Source organism: Microcella pacifica (assembly GCF_009371975.2).
GTDB classification, from domain to species: domain Bacteria; phylum Actinomycetota; class Actinomycetes; order Actinomycetales; family Microbacteriaceae; genus Microcella; species Microcella pacifica.
In genome coordinates, this window is record NZ_VIKT02000011.1 from 31,309 (window position 1) to 48,742 (window position 17,434).

Here is a 17,434-nt window from a genome sequence, read left to right on the forward strand (position 1 = left end):
CGCAACCGTCAACACTTGCCCGGGAGTCACCGCAATGGTTCCGGTGATCTGGCCCTTGTACCCGCCCGCACGAGGTGGGCCTTGGGAATCATCGCCGCCGCGGCCGCCCTCGGCGCCCGTGATGACAGTGGAGAGCTGCGTGACCCCGGCCGGCACCGTGAAGGTCTGAACGGCGCCCGTGTAGCTGAAGGTCTGCGTGACGGCGGAGGGCGCCGCCGTGGCGGTTGCCGTCGGCATCGAGATCGCGGCCGCCGTGATGACGGCGGTCGTCAGCAGTGCTGCCAGTGCGCGGTGTGCAACGTGCGAGATCGACACGGTGAATCCCCCCAGGGCCCGATTCCCCCCAGCGCCGAGCGGGGGCTCGGTCGGGTTGCGGCGCTCGGGCGTGACGCCGCTTCACCATCCTGAGGGACGGCGAGCGGGGGCGAAAGAGGTTCACCTCCCCCCATCCGGGGGCGGAGGGCGCCCCATTCCGGGGGGTCGGGGCTCCGCGGGTGCCGCGGGGAGGTGCGCCGAGACGACGGATGCCCGTGGCACTCGGCCACGGGCATCCGGTCAGCGGTTCTGCCTCACGCGGCAGCGACGGTGTCTACGCGAGTCGCGAGGCGAGGTTCTCGTCGAGGGCTGCGAGGAAATCCTCCGTCGTGAGGTAGGCCTGGTCGTCGCTCACGAGCAGCGCGAGGTCCTTCGTCATCTTGCCGCTCTCGACGGTCGTGATGACGACGTCCTCGAGGGTCTCGGCGAAGGCGATGAGCTCCTGGTTGCCGTCGAGCTTGCCTCGGTGCATGAGGCCACGGGTCCACGCGAAGATCGACGCGATGGGGTTCGTCGACGTGGGCTTGCCCTGCTGGTGCTGGCGGTAGTGGCGCGTGACGGTGCCGTGCGCGGCCTCGGCTTCGACGATCTTGCCGTCCGGGGTCGTGAGCACGCTCGTCATGAGGCCGAGCGAGCCGAAGCCCTGCGCGACGGTGTCTGACTGCACGTCGCCGTCGTAGTTCTTGCAGGCCCAGACGTATCCGCCCTCCCACTTCATGGCGGAGGCGACCATGTCGTCGATGAGGCGGTGCTCGTAGGTGATGCCGGCGGCCTCGAACTTGTCCTTGAACTCGTTCTCGTAGACCTCCTGGAAGAGGTCCTTGAAGCGGCCGTCGTATGCCTTGAGGATCGTGTTCTTCGTCGAGAGGTACACGGGGTACTGGCGCGAGAGCCCGTAGTTGAGCGAGGCGCGAGCGAAGTCGATGATCGAGGCGTCGAGGTTGTACTGCACCTGGGCGATGCCGTCGCCGGGCGACTGGTAGACCTCGAACTTCTGAGGCTCGGAGCCGTCCTCGGGCGTGAACTCGACCGTGAGCGTGCCCTTGCCCTTGAAGAGGAAGTCGGTGGCGCGGTACTGGTCGCCGAACGCGTGGCGGCCGATGATGATGGGCTTGTTCCAGCCGGGCACCAGTCGCGGAATGTTGCTGATGATGATCGGCTCGCGGAAGATGACGCCGCCGAGGATGTTGCGAATGGTGCCGTTGGGGCTGCGCCACATCTTCTTGAGGCCGAACTCTTCGACGCGCGCCTCGTCGGGCGTGATCGTGGCGCACTTGACGCCGACGCCGTGCTTCTGGATCGCGTGCGCCGCATCGACCGTGACCTGGTCGTCGGTCTCGTCGCGGTGCTGGATGCCGAGATCGTAGTACTCGAGCGTCACATCGAGGTAGGGGTGGATGAGGCGGTCCTTGATGAACTGCCAGATGATGCGGGTCATCTCGTCGCCGTCGAGTTCGACGACGGTGCCCTCGACCTTGATCTTCTGCACGGGGGTTCCTCTCTTCGGTGGCAGAAGCCAGCCTAGCGGCTGAGCGAGATATCTCGACATCGAGATACCGAAGTCTGACCCTCGTGCGGGGGCCACGCGCTACTGTGGAGCGCATGGGGAACTTGCGAGTCGAAGAGCTGTCGGCGAAGACGATTGTGGCCGCGAACGGCCTCACCCTGCTGCCGGGCCAGGAGCAGTACATCACCCCGGTCTCCTACTCGGCCGCCGACGCCTACGTCGACCCGAGCACCACGTGGGCGCGCGTCGTCCTCGACGGCGACGAGGTCGTCGGCTTCATCCGCGGCAACTTCGACGCCGACAACCCGAAGCCGGAGTTTCGCAGCTGCGTCTGGCGCGTCAACGTGGATGCCACGGCTCAGGGCCGCGGCATCGGCAAGTTCGCCGTGCACGCCCTCGCGGAGGAGGCCCGCCAGCGCGGCTTCGACCGCCTCACCGTCATCTGGGAGTCGGGCGACGACGGGCCCGGAGAGTTCTTCCGTCGCATCGGCTTCACTGAGGTCGGCGAGACGGAGTACGGCGAGAAGATCGGCGAGCTCACCGTCTGACGCGGCCGCGCAGACTGGCACACTCGTGAACGAGAAGCACGCGCCCGGTGTCACGGTGACCTCCCTCGACTTCGCCGGCGCCGTGCTCGCCGTCGTCGACGACATCCCGCCCGGCCGCGTCATGACCTACGGCGACGTCGCCGCCGAGCTCGGCTCGCGCGGCGCCCGCGCCGTCGGCCGCGTCATGGCCATGGAGGGCGGCTCAGTGCCCTGGTGGCGCGTCGTGCGCGCCGACGGCCGACCGCCTTCCGGACACGAGGATGCTGCGCTTGAGCACTACCGCGCCGAGCGCACTCCCCTGCGCTGGCTCGTGCAGCCGCACGAGCCCGAGTACGTCGAGGCCCTCGCCTACCGGCTCGACCTCGCGGTCGCCCGCCACCTCTGACCTTCCGGACCAAGCGCGGCGGAATGCGCCTCTCCCGCGGCGTTCCACCGCAGCCGCGCGGCGTCGGCATCCCACTCGGCGAGCACCGATTCGGCCGAGCCGACCGGGAATGTGGTGACGAGCCTCCCGTCCACGGCGTAGGCGAGCGCGAACGGCCCGTCGTCGCGCGCGCGTCCGAGGGCGAGCACCGACTCGACCCCGTCGACGGTCTGGACGCGCGTCGCCCCGAGCGCGACGAGCGCCTCCGCCGCGTCGCTCACGCGCTCCAGCAGAGTGGTCGATCGCGCCCACGGCACGAAAGCGTCGTCGGCGAGCCCGTAGGCGCGCGCGAGCCCGCCGTCCAGCCACCTCTCGCGCTTCAGCCCGTACGGAGTGGGCGTCGTCGACAGCAGGTAGCCGTACACGTGCAGGAGGCCGGCATGGCCGACTGGCCAGCGCGCCTCGACGTGCGCGCGGGAGTGGAGTGCCGCGAACAGCGCGGGGTCCACGGTCGCCGTCCCGGTGTTCTCGTCCATCGCCGTCGACCGGCCCCACTTCTCGAGCCTGCCCGCGCCGACGTCATCGTCGATCGCGGCGCCGAGCCAGGAGTGCTCGCGCAGGACGCCGCTGGGGTCGGTGAGCGCTCGCGCCGCGGCATCGTCGAGCGTGTGGATCACGACGTCCCAGCGTAGACGGCCGTCGCCCCGGATGAGTTCACGCAGTGTTCACCACTCATGGCCGCTTCGTCCACCAAATTTGGCCACCATAGACGCATCGTCCACGTCAGGGCGACGAACCTGCCCGCGGGCGGAGAGGAGAGCGGTGAGGCCCACGATCGTGCTGGATTTCGACGGCACACTCGCGCTCGGCAACGGGCCGATCTCGGCGTTCGCTCGTGCGATCGCCGCGCACGCCGGTGATGCGACGTTCCTCGGTCGCGCCGAGGCCGCGCTCGCCGCCTTCGAGGCGGGCGAGGCCGAGTACCGCGACGGCTACGACGCCGTCAGCCGGGTCGCCGCCGCCGAGGGCATCGCACGCGAGCGCCTCGACGCCGCGTACGCCGCCTCGCGCGAGCTGCTCGGATCCGACGACGCCCTCGTCGACCCGCCGCAGGGCCTGCGCGAGTTCCTGCACGGTCTCAGCGCACGCGCGCGCCTCGTCCTCGCGACCAACGCACCGGCCGGCCGCATCCTCGACGTCCTCGAGGCGTGGGGCGTGGCCGAGGTCTTCGACGATCTGCACTTCGCGGTCGGCAAGCCCCACGGCCTCGTGCCCGTGCTGCGCGAGGCGCTCGAGCAGGGTGCGGTGCTCGCCATCGGCGACATCGCCGAGTTCGACCTCGACCCGGCGACCGCGCTCGGAGCGGACACCGCTCTCGTCGGCGTCACCGCCGCGCATTCCGCCGCTGCCACCACGATGCGCGGTCACAGCCTCGCCGATCTCTACGACGAGATCACGGCGTGGGTGCACGCCGCTCCTCCCCTCCTGACTCCTTCTGCCGATTCCCTCCCTCACCACACCATCGAAAGGAACCACTGATCATGCGCAAGTCCCTCCTCATCTCCGGTGTCGCGGCCGTCGCCGCCGTCGCCCTCGTCGGCTGCAGCGGCCAGGCTGAGACCGACGCCTCGGGCGAGGCCTCCGAGTGGCCCGAGTCCATCACGATCTCCCTCGTCCCCTCGGTCGAGGGCGCTGACCTCGCCGAGGCGCTCGACCCGCTCACCAGCTACCTCTCCGACAACCTCGGCATCGAGATCAACGGCGTGGTCGCCTCCGAATACTCGGCGACCGTCGAAGCACTGGGCAGCGACCAGGCTCAGGTCGTCATCACCGACGCCGGCTCGCTGTACAACGCGATCGAGCGCTACGACGCCGAGCTCATCCTGCGTGACGTGCGCTTCGGAGCCACCTCGTACGCGTCTGTCGCGTACACCAACAACCCGGCCAAGTACTGCGCCGAGGCCCCTGTCATGGCCACGTACGCCGCGAGCGGCATCGAGCTGTCCTACTGCAACGGCATCGAGCAGGGCACCGCCGCTGGCGCAGGCCCGGCCGGCCTCGAAGCGCTGGAGCTCATTGACAACGGCACGGAGGTCGCCCTCCAGGCGGCCACGTCGCCCGCTGGCTACCAGTACCCCGTCGTCGCCATGCGCGAGCTCGGCATCGACACCGACGCCGACATCACGCAGATCCCGGTCGAGGGCAACAACAACTCGGTCCTCGCCGTCTACAACGGCGACGCCGAGGTGGGCTTCGCCTACTGGGATGCCCGCACCACGGTCACCGAGGAGGCTCCCGACATCGCCGAGCAAGTCGTGGCGTTCGCCTACACCGACCTCATCCCGAACGGCGGCGTCGCGGTCTCCTCGTCGCTGCCCGACGACCTCGTCACCCAGCTGACCGCGCTCATGGACGCCTATGCGGACTCCTCCGAGGAGGCGGCCACCGTCATGTTCGACCTCGTCGGCCTCTCCGACTGGACGAGCGAGACGGAGATCGGCGAGATCACCCGCTACGGCGAGATCCTCGCCCAGTTCTCCAACTGATCGCATCGATCGCGAAGGTTCGCTTCATGCGTTCTGCACCGCAGCGCCCGGAGGCCGAGGTCACCCCCTCGGCCTCCGGGTCGTGGTCCATCCGCCTCGACGACGTATCGGTCACCTATCCGAACGGCACGACGGCCCTGCGCAACGTCTCCCTCGACATCGCTCCCGGTGAGATGGTCTCCATCGTCGGACTCTCCGGCTCGGGCAAGTCGACGCTCATCCGTACCATCAACGGGCTCGTACCCGTGACGAGCGGCACGGTCGCCGTGGGGCCGCATACCGTCAACGGCATGCGCGGCCGTCGGCTGCGCAGCCTCCGCGGGCACATCGGGATGATCTTCCAGGGCTTCAACCTCGCCGATCGCACCGACGTGTACCGCAACGTGCTCGTCGGGCGGTTCGCCCACACTCCGATCTACCGATCGCTGCTCGGCATCACGACGGCGCACGACCGCGAGCTCGCGCTGCGGTCGCTGGACTCGGTCGGGATCCTCGACAAGGTGTGGACCCGCGCGGGTCAGCTCTCGGGCGGCCAGAAGCAGCGCGTCGCGATCGCCCGCGCCCTGACGCAGGAACCGAGCGTCATGCTCGCCGACGAGCCGGTGGCGAGCCTCGACCCGCCGACCGCCCACGCCGTCATGAACGACCTGCGCCGGGTCAACGCCGAGAAGGGCCTCACCGTGCTGGTGAACATCCACCTCATGGATCTGGCTCGCATGTACACGACGCGCATGATCGGCCTGCGCGACGGCCGGCTCGTCTACGACGGCCCGGCGGCGGAGGCGGCGGAGAGCGACTTCGAGCAGATCTACGGTCGGCCCATCCAGCCCGACGATCGGCTCGGCTCGTGAGCACGAGGCTGATCGGCGCGAGCGCCGACAGCGTCGAGGCGGCGACCGCGCCGCTACGCGCGCTCGACCTGCCTCCCCGCCCCCGCAACCGGGCGCGGAACGGCCTCGCGATCGCGGCGTTCGCGCTCTTCACGATCGCGACGTGCGTGCCCGCGATCGGCGGCATCGAGGTCGACCTCGGTGCTCTCGTCCGCAACTGGAGCAACGGCTCGGGACTGCTCGTGCAACTGATCCAGCCGGATTTCTCCTTCCTCCCCCGCACGCTCGAGCCGATACTCGAGACGCTGCAGATGGCGCTCGTGGGCGCGGCGGCCGCTGCGCTCGTCTCCGTGCCGCTGACGCTGTGGGCCGCCGCACCCACCAACCCGAACGGCGTCACGCGTCACGCTGTCCGCACGGTCATCAACGTTCTGCGGGCCGTGCCCGACCTCGTCTACGCGACCGTCCTCGTCGCGATGATCGGCGTAGGCGCGCTTCCCGGCCTCGTGACGCTCTTCCTCTTCAACGTCGGGGTCGTCGTCAAGCTCGTCTCGGAGGCGATCGACTCGGGCGACCACGCGTACATGGAGGCCGGTCGCGCCGCGGGTGGCTCTCAACTGCAGATCAACCGCGCGACCGCGCTGCCGCAGTCCTGGCCGCTCTTCGCCAACCAGTGGCTGTACGCCCTCGAGCTCAACGTGCGCATCTCCGCGATCCTCGGCATCGTCGGCGCGGGCGGCATCGGGCGGCTGCTCGACGAGCGACGCGCCTTCTACGCCTACGACGACGTCGCGATCATCGTGCTCGAGATCCTCGTCGTCGTCGTGCTCATCGAGCTTGTCTCCACGACCCTGCGACGGAGGCTCGTGTGAACGCGCGCACCGCACCGCCGCTTCCGCCGTCGCGGCCCTCGCGCACCGCCGCGAGCCTGTGGGCGATCGTCGTGGGCGGTGTCGTGATCGCCGCGACCGTCGGCTTGAGGATCGACTGGAGCGAGCTCGGCGACGTGCCCGGCGACGTGCTGCGCTACAGCACGCTCATGTTCGCCGACCCGAACTGGGAGCGCCTGCCGCGCGCCCTATTCGAGATGTGGCGCTCCATCTCCATGGCGTGGATCGGCGCGATCCTGTGCGTGATCGTCTCGATCCCTCTCGGGATGCTCGCCGCCGGCAACGTCGGACCCTCCTGGGTGCGCCTGCCGCTGCGGGTGGTCTTCGCCATCATCCGCGCGGTGCCCGAGGTGATCATCGCGCTCCTCCTCCTGACCGTCACAGGCCTCACCCCGTTCACGGGCGCTCTCGCGCTGGGCATCGCGGGCATCGGCACGCAGGGCAAGTGGGTCTACGAGACCATCGAGTCCGCCCAGGAGGGCGCCTCCGAGGCCGTGCGAGCCGCGGGCGGAAGCACGGCCGAGGTCGCCCGCTGGGCGCTCTGGCCCGCGGTCGCCCCCGCGCTCATGTCGTTCGCGCTGTACCGCTTCGAGATCAACATCCGCACCTCCGCCGTGCTCGGCCTCGTCGGCGCGGGCGGCGTCGGCAGCATGCTCGCGAACTACACCAACTTCCGCGAGTGGGATACCGTCGGAATGCTGCTGATCGTGGTCGTCGTCGTGACGATGATCATGGACGCGATCTCGGGCGCGATCCGCCGACGCATCACGGGCGGTCCGCGCATCACGGAGAAGAGGAGCCGCCATGTGGTCGGGATCCGCTGACGCCCCGCCGACGGCGCGCATCGCCATGCTCGCGCCCTCGCTCCATCCGACCGAGCGGCGCGTCGCCGAGTCGATCGCGAGCGATGTCGAGGCGGCGATCGAGCGCACCGCGCAGGACGTCGCCGACCTCCTCGGCGTGGGGCGGGCGAGTGTCATCCGCACCTCCCAGTCCCTCGGCTACAGCGGATATCAGCAGCTGCGCGTCGCGCTCGTGCGCGAGCTCGCCCTCGGATCTCAGACGACGAGCGCCTCGGAGGGCGCGGTGATGGGTGCGCTCCGCACGATGATCGAGCGCTTCTCCGACCGCCTCGGCCACACCCTCTCGGCACTCACGGAGGAGAGCGTCGAGCAGTTCGTGCGGGTCGTCGACGAGTCGCAGCGCGTGCTCGTCGTTGCCAACGGCCTCTCCTTGCCGCTCGGTCTCGACCTCGCGCTTCGCCTCATCTCGGCGGGGCGCCCGGCCGAGTACCTGCCCGACACGATCGGGCAGCAGATCTCGGCGACGCAGCTCGGCGCGGGCTCGGCGTGCGTCGTCGTCACGGGATCCGGCGCCAACCGCGCCTCGCTCGAGGTCATGACCGCGGCGCGGGAGAGCGGGGCGACGGTGCTCGTCATCACGTGCTTTCCGCAGTCCGCGGCGGCCAAGCTCGCCGACGCCGCGCTCATCGTCGCCCCGATCGACGACACCTTCCGCGACGAGCTCGTGCACACCTCGCGCGCGGCGCTCATGCTCGTCACGGAGTTCGTCGTCGAACTGCTCGTCTCGCGGCGCGGCGATCGAGCGCGCGTCGCGCAGGCGGCGACGCTCTCGATGCTAAGCCGCTCGCTGTCGGAGTAGGCCCGCGCGGAGCATCCCCCGCGGCACCGCTCCGCTACACGAGGGAGTCGCGCCAGGCGGCGTGCAGCTGCGCGAACTTGCCCGTGCCGGCGATGAGCTCGGCGGGCGTGCCGTCCTCGACGATGCGGCCGTGCTCCATGACGAGCACGCGGTCGGCGATCGCGACCGTCGACAGGCGGTGGGCGATGATGACGGCCGTGCGATCGCTGAGCAGGGTGTTGAGGGCCTGCTGCACGAGCCGCTCGCTCGGGATGTCGAGCGAGGCTGTCGCCTCGTCGAGGATGAGGACGACCGGGTCGGCGAGGAACGCGCGCGCGAACGAGATGAGCTGGCGCTGGCCGGCCGAGACGCGTCCGCCGCGCTTGTTGACGTCGGTGTCGTACCCGTGCGGCAGCGACTCGATGAACTCGTGCGCGCCGACCGCCTTCGCTGCGTCCACGATCTGGTCGCGCGTCGCCTGCGGGTTGCCCAGGGCGATGTTGTCGGCGACAGTGCCCGAGAACAGGTAGGCCTCCTGCGTGACCATGACGATCGCGCGCCGCAGATCCTTCGGGTGCAGCTTGCGCAGGTCCACACCGTCGAGCGTCACCGCTCCTGAGGTGGGGTCGTAGAAGCGCGCGATGAGCTTCGCGAGCGTCGATTTGCCCGCCCCCGTCGTGCCGACGAGCGCGATCGTCTGCCCGGCCGGGATCTCGAGCTCGAGATCGGGCAGCACGACCTCGTCCTGCGCGTACTGGAAGCGCACGCGGTCGAAGTGCACGGTGCCGCGCGCCTTCCACAGGTCGATGGGTGTCGTCGGGTCGGCGACCGAGGGCGTCTCCTCGAGCACGCCCGAGATCTTCTCGAGCGCGGCCGCCGCGCCCTGGTAGGAGTTGTAGAACATCGCCATCTCCTCCGCCGGGTCGAAGAAGCGCCGCGTATAGAGCAGGATGCCGAGCAGCGCACCGACCGCGAGCGAGCCCTCGACGATGCGGAAGCCCCCGACGACGAGCACCGCGGCGACCGTCACGTTGCCGATGAGGACGAGCCCCGGGTCGAAGATGCCGAACAGGCGGATGACGCGCGCGTTGGCGTGCCGGTACTCCTCGACGTGGTCGCCGAACTGCACCGCGTTGCGCGGCTCCTTGCGGAACGCCTTCACGGCGCGGATGCCCGTCATCGTCTCCACGAAGTGCACGATGAGGCGCGCCGAGGCGACCCGGGTGTACCGGAAGAGCTTCTGCGAGCGCACTTGGAACCAGCGCGTGAGCAGCAGGAGCGGCACGAGCGACACGGCCAGGACGAGACCCGAGGTCGGGTCGAGCAGCACGAGTGCGGCGGCCGTGAAGCTCATGTAGAGCATCCCGGAGACCAGCTGGTTGAGCCCAGAATCCAGCAGCTCGCGAATCGAGTCGAGGTCGCTCGTCTGCCGCGCGATGATGCGGCCCGAAGTGTACGACTCGTGGAACTCCAGCGATAGGCGCTGCGTGTGCAGGAACACGCGCTTGCGCAGATCGAGCAGGATTGCCTGGCTGAGGCGCGCCGACATGACCTGGTAGAGCGCGATGAACGCCGCACCCGAGATGCCCGTCAGCAGGTACGCGCCCACGATGAGGCCGATCGGCATCCAGTCGTTCTCGTCGAGCAGCGCCGGCAGACCGGTGTCAATGCCGTACGCGATGAGCGCGGGGCCTGCCACCTGCAGCGCCGTCGAGAGGACGATCACGAACATGGTGAGGATGACCCGCGCACGCACCGGGCGCACGAGCGAGCCGAGCAGCCGCAGCGAGCGAGCCCGCATCTGGCGAGACTCTCCGCGCGTGAAGTCGTCGCGCTCCTCGCCCTCGACGCCGACGACGCTCATCGGATTCCCTCCCCGTCCTGGTCGATGACTCTGCTCTCGCGGTCGATCGCGTCCTGGCGCCGACCCTGCTCTTCGGCGAGGCGCAGGTCGCGCTCGGCGCGCTCCTCGGCCGCGAGCTCCTCGTCCTCGAGGGACGAGATCACGTAGCGGTAGTGCTCGTTGCGCTGCAGCAGCTCGGAGTGCGTGCCGACGTCGGTGATGCGGCCCTCCTGCAGGAGGGCGACGCGGTCGGCCATCTGCACGGTCGACGGGCGATGCGCGACGATGAGGCCCGTCGTCTTCGCGAGCACGCGGCGCAAGGCCGCCTCCACCAGGGCTTCGGTGTCGACGTCGAGAGCGCTCAGCGGATCGTCGAGCACGAGCACGGCCGGGTCGGCCGCGACGGCGCGCGCGAGCGCGAGCCGCTGGCGCTGACCGCCCGAGAGGCTCAGCCCTTCCTCGCCGACGAGGGTCTCCAGACCGTTCGGCAGGTCGTACGTGAAGCCCGCCTGCGCTATCTCGATCGCCTCCGTGAGCACCCGCTCGGCCTCGCGTGCGGCAGCCAGGTCATCGCTCTCGGTGAGGTCGGGGCGACCGAGCAGCACGTTGTCGCGCACGCTCGCCGAGAACAGCGTCGCATCCTCGAACGCCATCGCGACGTGGCGGCGCAGTTCCTCCCGCGTGAGGTCGCGAATGTCGACATCGTCGAGCAGGATGCGCCCGCCCGTCACGTCGTACAGCCGCGTCGCGAGCGCCGTGAGCGTGGTCTTGCCGCTGCCCGTGATACCGACGAGCGCCATCGTCTCGCCCGGTTCCAGGGTCAAGTCGATACCGTCGAGGGTTCCGGGGAGGTCGGGCGCAGCATCCTGATAGCGGAATTCGACTTTCTCGAACGTCAGGCGACCCGTCGGCTTGCGCAGCTCGCGCGGCGACTCGGGGTCGGTGATCGTGTTCACCTCGTCCATGACCTCGAAGAAGCGGTCGGTCGCCGTGCGCGCGTCGAACGTCATCGAGAGCAGGAAGCCGATCGACTCGATCGGGAACCGCAACACCGTCGCCGTCGCGAAAAATGCGAACAGCTCGCCCACGCTCAGCTCGCCCGCCGCGGCGAGCGCCACCCCGCCGAGCAGGCACAGCGCGAAGGCGACGTCGGGGATGAGGACGAGCCAGAACCAGATGCCAGCGATCGCCTTGGCCTTCTCGATCTCGGTGCCGCGCAGCAGCTCGGCCTGGTCGGCGAACTTCAGCAGCGAGTGCTTGCCACGGCCGAAGGCCTTCAAGACGCGGATGCCGTGCACGCTCTCCTCGACCGCCGTCGCGAGGTCACCCTGCTGGTCTTGCGCGCGGCGCGCGATGACCGAGTATTTCTTCTCGAACAGGTAGCCGTACACCCACAGCGGGATGCTCATCGCCAGGAAGAGGAGACCGAGCCACAGGCTCCAGCTGAGGAGCACCGCGAAGCCGATGAGGATCGTCACGGTGTTGACGATGAGCAGCACGAAGCCGAACGACAGCCAGCGGCGGATGAGGTTCAGGTCGCTCACCGCGCGGCTCAGCAACTGCCCCGACTGCCAGCGGTCGTGGAACGCGACCGGCAGATCCTGTAGCTGCGCGTAGAGGCCGTTGCGCATGCGCGCCTCGATGTGCGTGCCGGGCGTGAGCACGAACCAGCGGCGCAGCATGATGAAGACGGCTTCGAGGAACCCCAGGGCGAGCACGAGCAGGCCGGCCGGCCAGATCTGCGAGGCGTCGCCCGTGCGCAGTGGCCCGTCGACGAGGCCCTGCAGCACGATCGGGATGATGAGGGTCACGACTCCCGCGGCGAGCGCCGCGCCCATGCCCGCGTAGATCCACTTCATGGCCGGCTTCGCGTACGGGTAGATGCGCGCGATCGCCCGCATGGTGTTCAGGCGGGGCGGGGCGGGCGTGGTCGTCGACACGGTGGATCCTCGAGTGAGCGCGGCGACCGCTTGTGGCGGTCGCACAGTGGTGTTGGCACGGTGGTGATGGTGCCGCAGAGACTCGGTGATGGTCGAGCGCGCAGCCTTACAGACTATCCCTCAGCGGGCGGGCGCAGAAACGCGAGAGCGGATCGTTACCGCACGAGCACGCTCAGGCATGTGACGCAGCCCTCGAGCTTCTCGAACTCGGAGATGTCGACCGTGATGACGCGGTAGCCAAGCGAGCGGATGAGCTCCGCCGACTGCGGTGCACTCGCCGCCATGAGCACCGTGTGGTCGTCGAGGACGACGACGTGGCCGCCCTCCGGCTCGGGCATGGGCAGGAACGAGCGGAACATCGACACGTCGTCCACCAGATCGGGATGCCCGATCACCGTGCCGTCGGGCAGCGCAGTCACGGCGCTCTTGAGATGCAGCACCTTCGACACGGGCACCGCGACGACGCCGAGCCCGTGCCGCGCGGCGATGACGCGCAGCTGCCGGATGCCCTCGGCGTTCGTGCGGCCACCCCGGCCCACGTAGAGGGTGTCGCCGACCGCGAGCACGTCGCCGCCGTCGAGGGTGCCCGGCGCGACGATGCGCTCGAGGCGCAGACCCAGTTCGCGCGCGGTGTGCTCGGCAGCCGCGGTCTCCGGCTGGCGCTCCTCAGCGCCGGGCCGTGTAACGACCGCGGTGCCGCCGATGACGACGAGGGCGTCCTCGACGAAGACGCTGTCGGGCAGCTCGTCGGCGTGCGGCACGTCGACGAGGGTGAAGCCCTCCGCCCGCAGTGCCTCCACGTAGCCCTCCCACTGCGCGTCGGCCAGGTCGACGTCGACCTCCACGCGGTCCTGGTGCGTGAGCAGCCCCTCGGCCAGGCGCGGTGACGGCATGCGGACGAGTGCGAGGCGGCGCGCGGCCGTGGCCGAGGCATCCCGCGTCGTCATGACGCGACGGCCGATCGTCATGACCGCGAGCACGGCGATGACCTGGTACAGCAGGTTGAACCCGAGCACGCTCAGCCACAGGTAGTCGATGAGCTCTTGCGTGATCGGGTTGCCGGCGACGACGAGCGCGAGCAGCGCGCCGAACCACGACGAGAGAAGTGCCGCGAGTGTTCCCGTGCCGAGTGCGACGGCCCAGTTCCGGTAGATCGGGGCGAGGCCCGCGAGGGCGAGGAACACGAAGAGCAGGATCGACGAGAAGCCGAAGATGCCGTTGACCTGCGCGAGCACCTCGAGGGTCGCGCCGTTGATCGCGGCGAAGAGCACGATCGTCACGAGGTGCGTCGTGACGGCGACCGCGAGGGCGGCGAGCGTGGAGTCGAGCAGGCGGCGGAGCATCGGAGTCATGACTGCCACGCTAGCGCCCGCGCGGTCGTGCGGAGACCGTCGGTCCGTCAGTGGAAGAAGTGGCGCTCGCCCGTGAGGTACATCGTGACCCCGGCGGCCTGCGCCGCCGCGACGACCTCCTCGTCGCGCACCGAGCCGCCCGGCTGCACGATCACGCGCACTCCCGCGTCGAGCAGCACCTGCAGCCCGTCGGCGAACGGGAAGAACGCGTCGGAGGCGGCGACCGACCCGCGGGCCCGGTCGCCGGCGCGCGACACCGCGAGGTGGCACGAGTCGACCCGGTTGACCTGCCCCATGCCGACGCCGACGGATGCTCCGCCCGACGCCAGCAGGATGGCGTTCGACTTCACGGCGCGGCACGCGCGCCACGCGAACTCGAGGTCGGCGAGGGTCGCCTCGTCGGCGGGCTCCCCCGCCGCGAGCTGCCACGTCGATGCGGGGGCGAACGCGTGGTCGGCCTCCTGCCGCAGCAGTCCTCCGCTCACCTGCCGCAGCTCGACGGCCGGCAGCGAGAACCCGGCAGGCAGCTCGAGCAGGCGGATGTTCTTCTTCTCGCTCAGCAGGGCGCGCGCCTCGGGCTCGAAGCCGGGCGCGACGACGACCTCGGTGAAGATCGGCGCGATCGACTCGGCGGCCGCGAGCGTCACGACGCGGTTGGCGGCGATGACGCCGCCGAAGGCCGACACGGGGTCGCACGCGTGCGCGGCGGCGTGGGCCGACGCGATCGACTCGGCCACGGCGATGCCGCACGGGTTGGCGTGCTTGATGATCGCGACGGCGGGCGCCTCGTGGTCGTAGGCGGCACGCACGGCGGCATCGGCGTCGACGTAGTTGTTGTACGACATCTCTTTGCCGTGCAGCTGCGTCGCCTGCGCGATGCCCGCGCCCCCGTCGGTGCGGTAGAGCGCCGCCGACTGGTGGCTGTTCTCGCCGTAGCGCAGCACCTGCTGCAGGCGTGCGTGCAGCTCGACTGTCGCGGGGCTGCCGTCGGCAGCCGGGCCCGACGCCGAGACGGCGTCGGGCGCTGGCGTCGCGCGAAGCCCAGAAATGGGCTTCGCCTCAGCTCCGCGCGCCCGCACCCCGAGCGTGTCGGCGAACCAGCTGGCGACGGCCGTGTCGTAGGCGGCCGTGTGACCGAACGCCTTCGCCGCGAAGCGCTCGCGCTGCAGCAGGGTCGTGCCGCCGAGCGTCACGGCCTTCGTCACCTGGTGGTAGTCGCCCGGGTCGACGATGATCGCCACATTGGCGTGGTTCTTGGCCGCGGCGCGCACCATCGCGGGCCCGCCGATGTCGATCTGCTCGACGATCGCGCTCGCCTCCGCCCCGCTCGCGACGGTCTCGACGAAGGGGTACAGGTTGACGACGACGAGGTCGAACGGCGCGATGCCGAGCTCGGCGAGCTGCGCTTCGTGCGACTCGAGCCGCAGGTCGGCGAGGATGCCGGCGTGCACGCTCGGGTGCAGCGTCTTGACGCGCCCGTCGAGGGTCTCGGCGAAGCCCGTCACAGCAGCGACCTCGGTGACGGCGTGGCCGGCCTCCGCGATCGTCGCGGCCGTCGACCCGGTCGACACGATCTCGACGCCGGCGCCCGCGAGCGCCGCCGCGAGGTCGAGCAGGCCCGTCTTGTCGCTCACGCTGATGAGCGCGCGGCGCACGGGGATCGCGTCGCGCTCGCGGTAGAGGGCGGGGTCGTGAACGGGGCCGGCCATGTGGGTCTCCAGGGGTGGGTGCGGGGTCGTGTGGTCAGGAAGGTCGGGGCACGGATGCTGCGCCGAGGTCGATCGACCCGTCCGCGATGCCCCGCACGACGTCGATAAGCAGGCGCCGCTCGACGGGCTTGATGCGCTCGTGCAGCGCGTGCTCGGTGTCATCGGGCAGCACGGGCACACGCTCCTGGGCGAGGATCGGGCCCGTGTCGACTCCCGCGTCGACGGCGATGACGCTCGCGCCGGTCTGCGTCGCACGCGCGGCGAGCGCGTCGCGCACGGCGTGGGCGCCGGGGAACTCGGGCAGGTACGCGGGGTGGGTGTTGATGAGCCCGGGAGCGAGCGCGGTCACGACGCCGGCGGGCAGAAGGCGCATGAGGCCGCTGAGAACGACGAGGTCGGCTCCCCACGGTGCGAGGGCCCCGAGCAGCTCGTCACCCCAGGCCTCGCGCGTGGGGTACGCCGAGTAGGGCACCGTGAAGGAGGGGATGCCGAACGCCTCGGCGTGGGCGAGCCCGTCGGCGTCACGGTCGGCTCCGACGGCGACGACGTGCGCGGGGTAGGAGTCGTGGCGGCACTCCTCGAGCAGGGCGCGCAGGTTCGACCCGCCGCCGGAGATCAGCACAGCGACCCTCAGCACGCGACTCTCACCACCAGGCCAGGCTAGCGGCTGCGCGCAGGCCGGATTAGCGACCGACCGCCGGGGCCGTGCGCCGCGGTGCTCGCGCGCCGGCGGCGAGCAGGCCGAGGCTGACGCCGAGGAACGTTTCGGCGAGCATCCAGACGCCGACGGCGACCGGGTCGGGGCCGACCACCGCGAGGCGACCGGGCCCCGCCGCACCCGCGGCGAGCCAGGCGAGGAAGCCCATGGCGAGGCCTGCGACGATCGCCGCGAGCAGGCCCGCGAGCACCGACCAGCCGACCCGCGCCCCGAGCGGCAGGTCGTCGGCGTAGGCCCGACCGAAGGCGGCCGCGAGACGCGGGCGCACCGCGAGGCCGGCCGCGAATGCCGCGACGATCGGTACGAGCAGAGTCAGGTAGCCCAGCGGCGACTCCCCTGCGGGCAGCGCGCCCAGGAGCGGGATCGCCGGCAGCGGCCCGAGCGACACCGCGACGGGGCTCACGATCGACCCCGCGCCGAGCGCGAAGCCCGGCCCGATGAGCCACGACGCCGACCACAGCACGACCGTCGGCAGCAGGGCGAGCTGCCCGAGCGTGAGCGCGAGCCCGCCGAGCACGCCCGCCTGCACGCTCTCGTAGAGCGCGATGACCTGCCCGTAGCCGAGCACGAGCGCCGTGGTCGTGAGCAAGGAGCCCGCGAGCACGACCGTGGCGACGGCACCGAGGCCGGTGCGCAGCGCGGCGCCGCCGATGCCGGTGAGCAGGGGCGGAGCATCCGCGATGAGCTGCCGCAGGCGCACGCGCGCCGGGTTGGTCGCGCCGATCGACCCGATCGCGACGCCAAGACCGTAGACCAGGGCGGGGAACATCGCTCCCTGCCACCGCGACGGCAGGGCGGCGGGATGCCCGGCACTGAGCACCACGAGGGCGGATAGCACGAGAACCGCCGCGACCGCCACGAGCTCGCCGAGGATGCGGTGCGGCTCCGCCCGCAGCCGACGCCCGAGGCGGACTCCGAGCAGCGCCGTCAGGAGGGCGAAGCCGAGCAGCGCGAGCGTGACCACGAAGGGGTCACCGACGCCCGTCACCCCGAGCGCGAGGGCTGTCACGGGGTCGAGCTGGAAGGTGATCGTGACCCCGTGGCCGAGCAGCCACAGGTCGGCGGCGGCGCGCCAGAAGATGATCCAGTCGAGCTGGAAGCCGAACTGCGCCGCCCACAGCACCGTGCCGAGCGCGAGCGGAATGCTGAGCCCGACGCCGACGACGAGCAGCGCCTCGAGGGCGGCGAGAGTGGCGGTGAGGCGACGCGTCATGGCGACCCCGAGCCTAGT

At 70.6% G+C, this 17,434-nt stretch carries 17 protein-coding genes; 8 read left to right on the forward strand and 9 right to left on the reverse strand.

The window, feature by feature from the left end:
• Positions 1-315 (reverse strand): hypothetical protein (locus FK219_RS13450; RefSeq protein WP_210416795.1); only part of this gene is annotated, 315 nt, incomplete at its 3' end.
• A gap of 274 nt (positions 316-589) precedes the next feature.
• A complete protein-coding gene (locus tag FK219_RS07700; protein WP_152582488.1) occupies positions 590-1,804 on the reverse strand; it encodes an NADP-dependent isocitrate dehydrogenase in 1,215 nt (404 codons plus the stop codon).
• Between the two features lie 113 nt (positions 1,805-1,917).
• Here FK219_RS07700 and FK219_RS07705 point away from each other — a divergent pair, with 113 nt between their 5' ends.
• Together FK219_RS07705 and FK219_RS07710 are read left to right on the forward strand one after the other, a co-directional pair.
• Positions 1,918-2,370 (forward strand): GNAT family N-acetyltransferase, encoded by a 453-nt coding sequence (locus FK219_RS07705; RefSeq protein WP_152582489.1) that lies wholly within the window; start codon positions 1,918-1,920, stop codon positions 2,368-2,370.
• A 25-nt stretch (positions 2,371-2,395) separates the two neighbouring features.
• On the forward strand, positions 2,396-2,755 hold the full coding sequence (locus tag FK219_RS07710) for an MGMT family protein (protein WP_152582490.1): 360 nt from the start codon (positions 2,396-2,398) through the stop codon (positions 2,753-2,755).
• Here the strand turns inward: FK219_RS07710 and FK219_RS07715 are convergent.
• Positions 2,719-3,411 carry an amino acid deaminase gene (locus FK219_RS07715; RefSeq protein ID WP_152582491.1) on the reverse strand — a complete coding sequence of 231 codons (693 nt, stop codon included), beginning with the start codon at positions 3,409-3,411 and terminating at the stop codon, positions 2,719-2,721. The two genes, FK219_RS07710 and FK219_RS07715, sit on opposite strands and share 37 nt — an antisense overlap.
• Before the next feature lie 145 nt (positions 3,412-3,556).
• Here FK219_RS07715 and FK219_RS07720 point away from each other — a divergent pair, with 145 nt between their 5' ends.
• The 6 genes from FK219_RS07720 to FK219_RS07745 are packed head-to-tail and all read left to right on the forward strand — an operon-like array spanning position 3,557 to position 8,662.
• Positions 3,557-4,273, forward strand: a complete 717-nt coding sequence (locus tag FK219_RS07720; RefSeq protein WP_210416796.1) for an HAD family hydrolase — start codon at positions 3,557-3,559, stop codon at positions 4,271-4,273.
• A 2-nt stretch (positions 4,274-4,275) separates the two neighbouring features.
• The gene (gene phnD / locus FK219_RS07725) at positions 4,276-5,280 is read left to right on the forward strand and encodes a phosphate/phosphite/phosphonate ABC transporter substrate-binding protein (RefSeq protein ID WP_152582492.1); all 1,005 of its coding nucleotides are present in this window, start codon (positions 4,276-4,278) and stop codon (positions 5,278-5,280) included.
• Between the two features lie 26 nt (positions 5,281-5,306).
• A complete protein-coding gene (phnC, locus tag FK219_RS07730; protein ID WP_152582493.1) occupies positions 5,307-6,131 on the forward strand; it encodes a phosphonate ABC transporter ATP-binding protein in 825 nt (274 codons plus the stop codon).
• Positions 6,128-6,982 carry a phosphonate ABC transporter, permease protein PhnE gene (gene phnE / locus FK219_RS07735; RefSeq protein WP_246299281.1) on the forward strand — a complete coding sequence of 285 codons (855 nt, stop codon included), beginning with the start codon at positions 6,128-6,130 and terminating at the stop codon, positions 6,980-6,982. The genes phnC and phnE (FK219_RS07735) overlap by 4 nt, the downstream gene beginning before the upstream one ends.
• Entirely contained in the window at positions 6,979-7,824 is an 846-nt protein-coding gene (gene phnE / locus FK219_RS07740) for a phosphonate ABC transporter, permease protein PhnE (protein WP_152582494.1), read from the forward strand. The genes phnE (FK219_RS07735) and phnE (FK219_RS07740) overlap by 4 nt, the downstream gene beginning before the upstream one ends.
• A complete protein-coding gene (locus FK219_RS07745; RefSeq protein WP_152582495.1) occupies positions 7,805-8,662 on the forward strand; it encodes a MurR/RpiR family transcriptional regulator in 858 nt (285 codons plus the stop codon). The genes phnE (FK219_RS07740) and FK219_RS07745 overlap by 20 nt, the downstream gene beginning before the upstream one ends.
• A gap of 34 nt (positions 8,663-8,696) precedes the next feature.
• On the opposite strand, the gene FK219_RS07750 is transcribed toward FK219_RS07745, so the two are convergent.
• The 6 genes from FK219_RS07750 to FK219_RS07775 all read right to left on the reverse strand — a co-directional run bounded on the left by FK219_RS07750 (position 8,697) and on the right by FK219_RS07775 (position 17,416).
• Positions 8,697-10,505: an ABC transporter ATP-binding protein gene (locus FK219_RS07750; RefSeq protein WP_152582496.1), complete on the reverse strand. Its 1,809-nt coding sequence runs from the start codon at positions 10,503-10,505 to the stop codon at positions 8,697-8,699.
• A complete protein-coding gene (locus FK219_RS07755) occupies positions 10,502-12,385 on the reverse strand; it encodes an ABC transporter ATP-binding protein (protein ID WP_152582551.1) in 1,884 nt (627 codons plus the stop codon). The genes FK219_RS07750 and FK219_RS07755 overlap by 4 nt, the downstream gene beginning before the upstream one ends.
• A gap of 194 nt (positions 12,386-12,579) precedes the next feature.
• Entirely contained in the window at positions 12,580-13,776 is a 1,197-nt protein-coding gene (gene ddaH, locus FK219_RS07760; RefSeq protein WP_152582497.1) for a dimethylargininase, read from the reverse strand.
• Positions 13,777-13,823: 47 nt separating this feature from the next.
• Positions 13,824-15,485: a bifunctional phosphoribosylaminoimidazolecarboxamide formyltransferase/IMP cyclohydrolase gene (gene purH / locus FK219_RS07765; RefSeq protein WP_152582498.1), complete on the reverse strand. Its 1,662-nt coding sequence runs from the start codon at positions 15,483-15,485 to the stop codon at positions 13,824-13,826.
• Between the two features lie 34 nt (positions 15,486-15,519).
• Complete coding sequence (purN, locus tag FK219_RS07770; RefSeq protein WP_152582499.1) at positions 15,520-16,122, reverse strand: phosphoribosylglycinamide formyltransferase; 603 nt, start codon at positions 16,120-16,122, stop codon at positions 15,520-15,522.
• 46 nt (positions 16,123-16,168) lie between these two features.
• On the reverse strand, positions 16,169-17,416 hold the full coding sequence (locus FK219_RS07775) for a cell division protein PerM (RefSeq protein WP_152582500.1): 1,248 nt from the start codon (positions 17,414-17,416) through the stop codon (positions 16,169-16,171).
• Positions 17,417-17,434: the final 18 nt, after the last annotated feature.

Bases quoted from the DNA above. Each gene is read 5' to 3' on its own strand.
- FK219_RS07705 (WP_152582489.1), top strand. From the start codon at position 1,918: ATGGGGAACTTGCGAGTCGAAGAGCTGTCGGCGAAGACGATTGTGGCC.
- phnD (WP_152582492.1), top strand. From the start codon at position 4,276: ATGCGCAAGTCCCTCCTCATCTCCGGTGTCGCGGCCGTCGCCGCCGTC.
- phnC (WP_152582493.1), top strand. From the start codon at position 5,307: ATGCGTTCTGCACCGCAGCGCCCGGAGGCCGAGGTCACCCCCTCGGCC.
- FK219_RS07745 (WP_152582495.1), top strand. From the start codon at position 7,805: ATGTGGTCGGGATCCGCTGACGCCCCGCCGACGGCGCGCATCGCCATG.
- FK219_RS07750 (WP_152582496.1), bottom strand. From the start codon at position 10,505: ATGAGCGTCGTCGGCGTCGAGGGCGAGGAGCGCGACGACTTCACGCGC.
- FK219_RS07755 (WP_152582551.1), bottom strand. From the start codon at position 12,385: ATGCGGGCGATCGCGCGCATCTACCCGTACGCGAAGCCGGCCATGAAG.
- ddaH (WP_152582497.1), bottom strand. From the start codon at position 13,776: ATGACTCCGATGCTCCGCCGCCTGCTCGACTCCACGCTCGCCGCCCTC.
- purH (WP_152582498.1), bottom strand. From the start codon at position 15,485: ATGGCCGGCCCCGTTCACGACCCCGCCCTCTACCGCGAGCGCGACGCG.
- FK219_RS07775 (WP_152582500.1), bottom strand. From the start codon at position 17,416: ATGACGCGTCGCCTCACCGCCACTCTCGCCGCCCTCGAGGCGCTGCTC.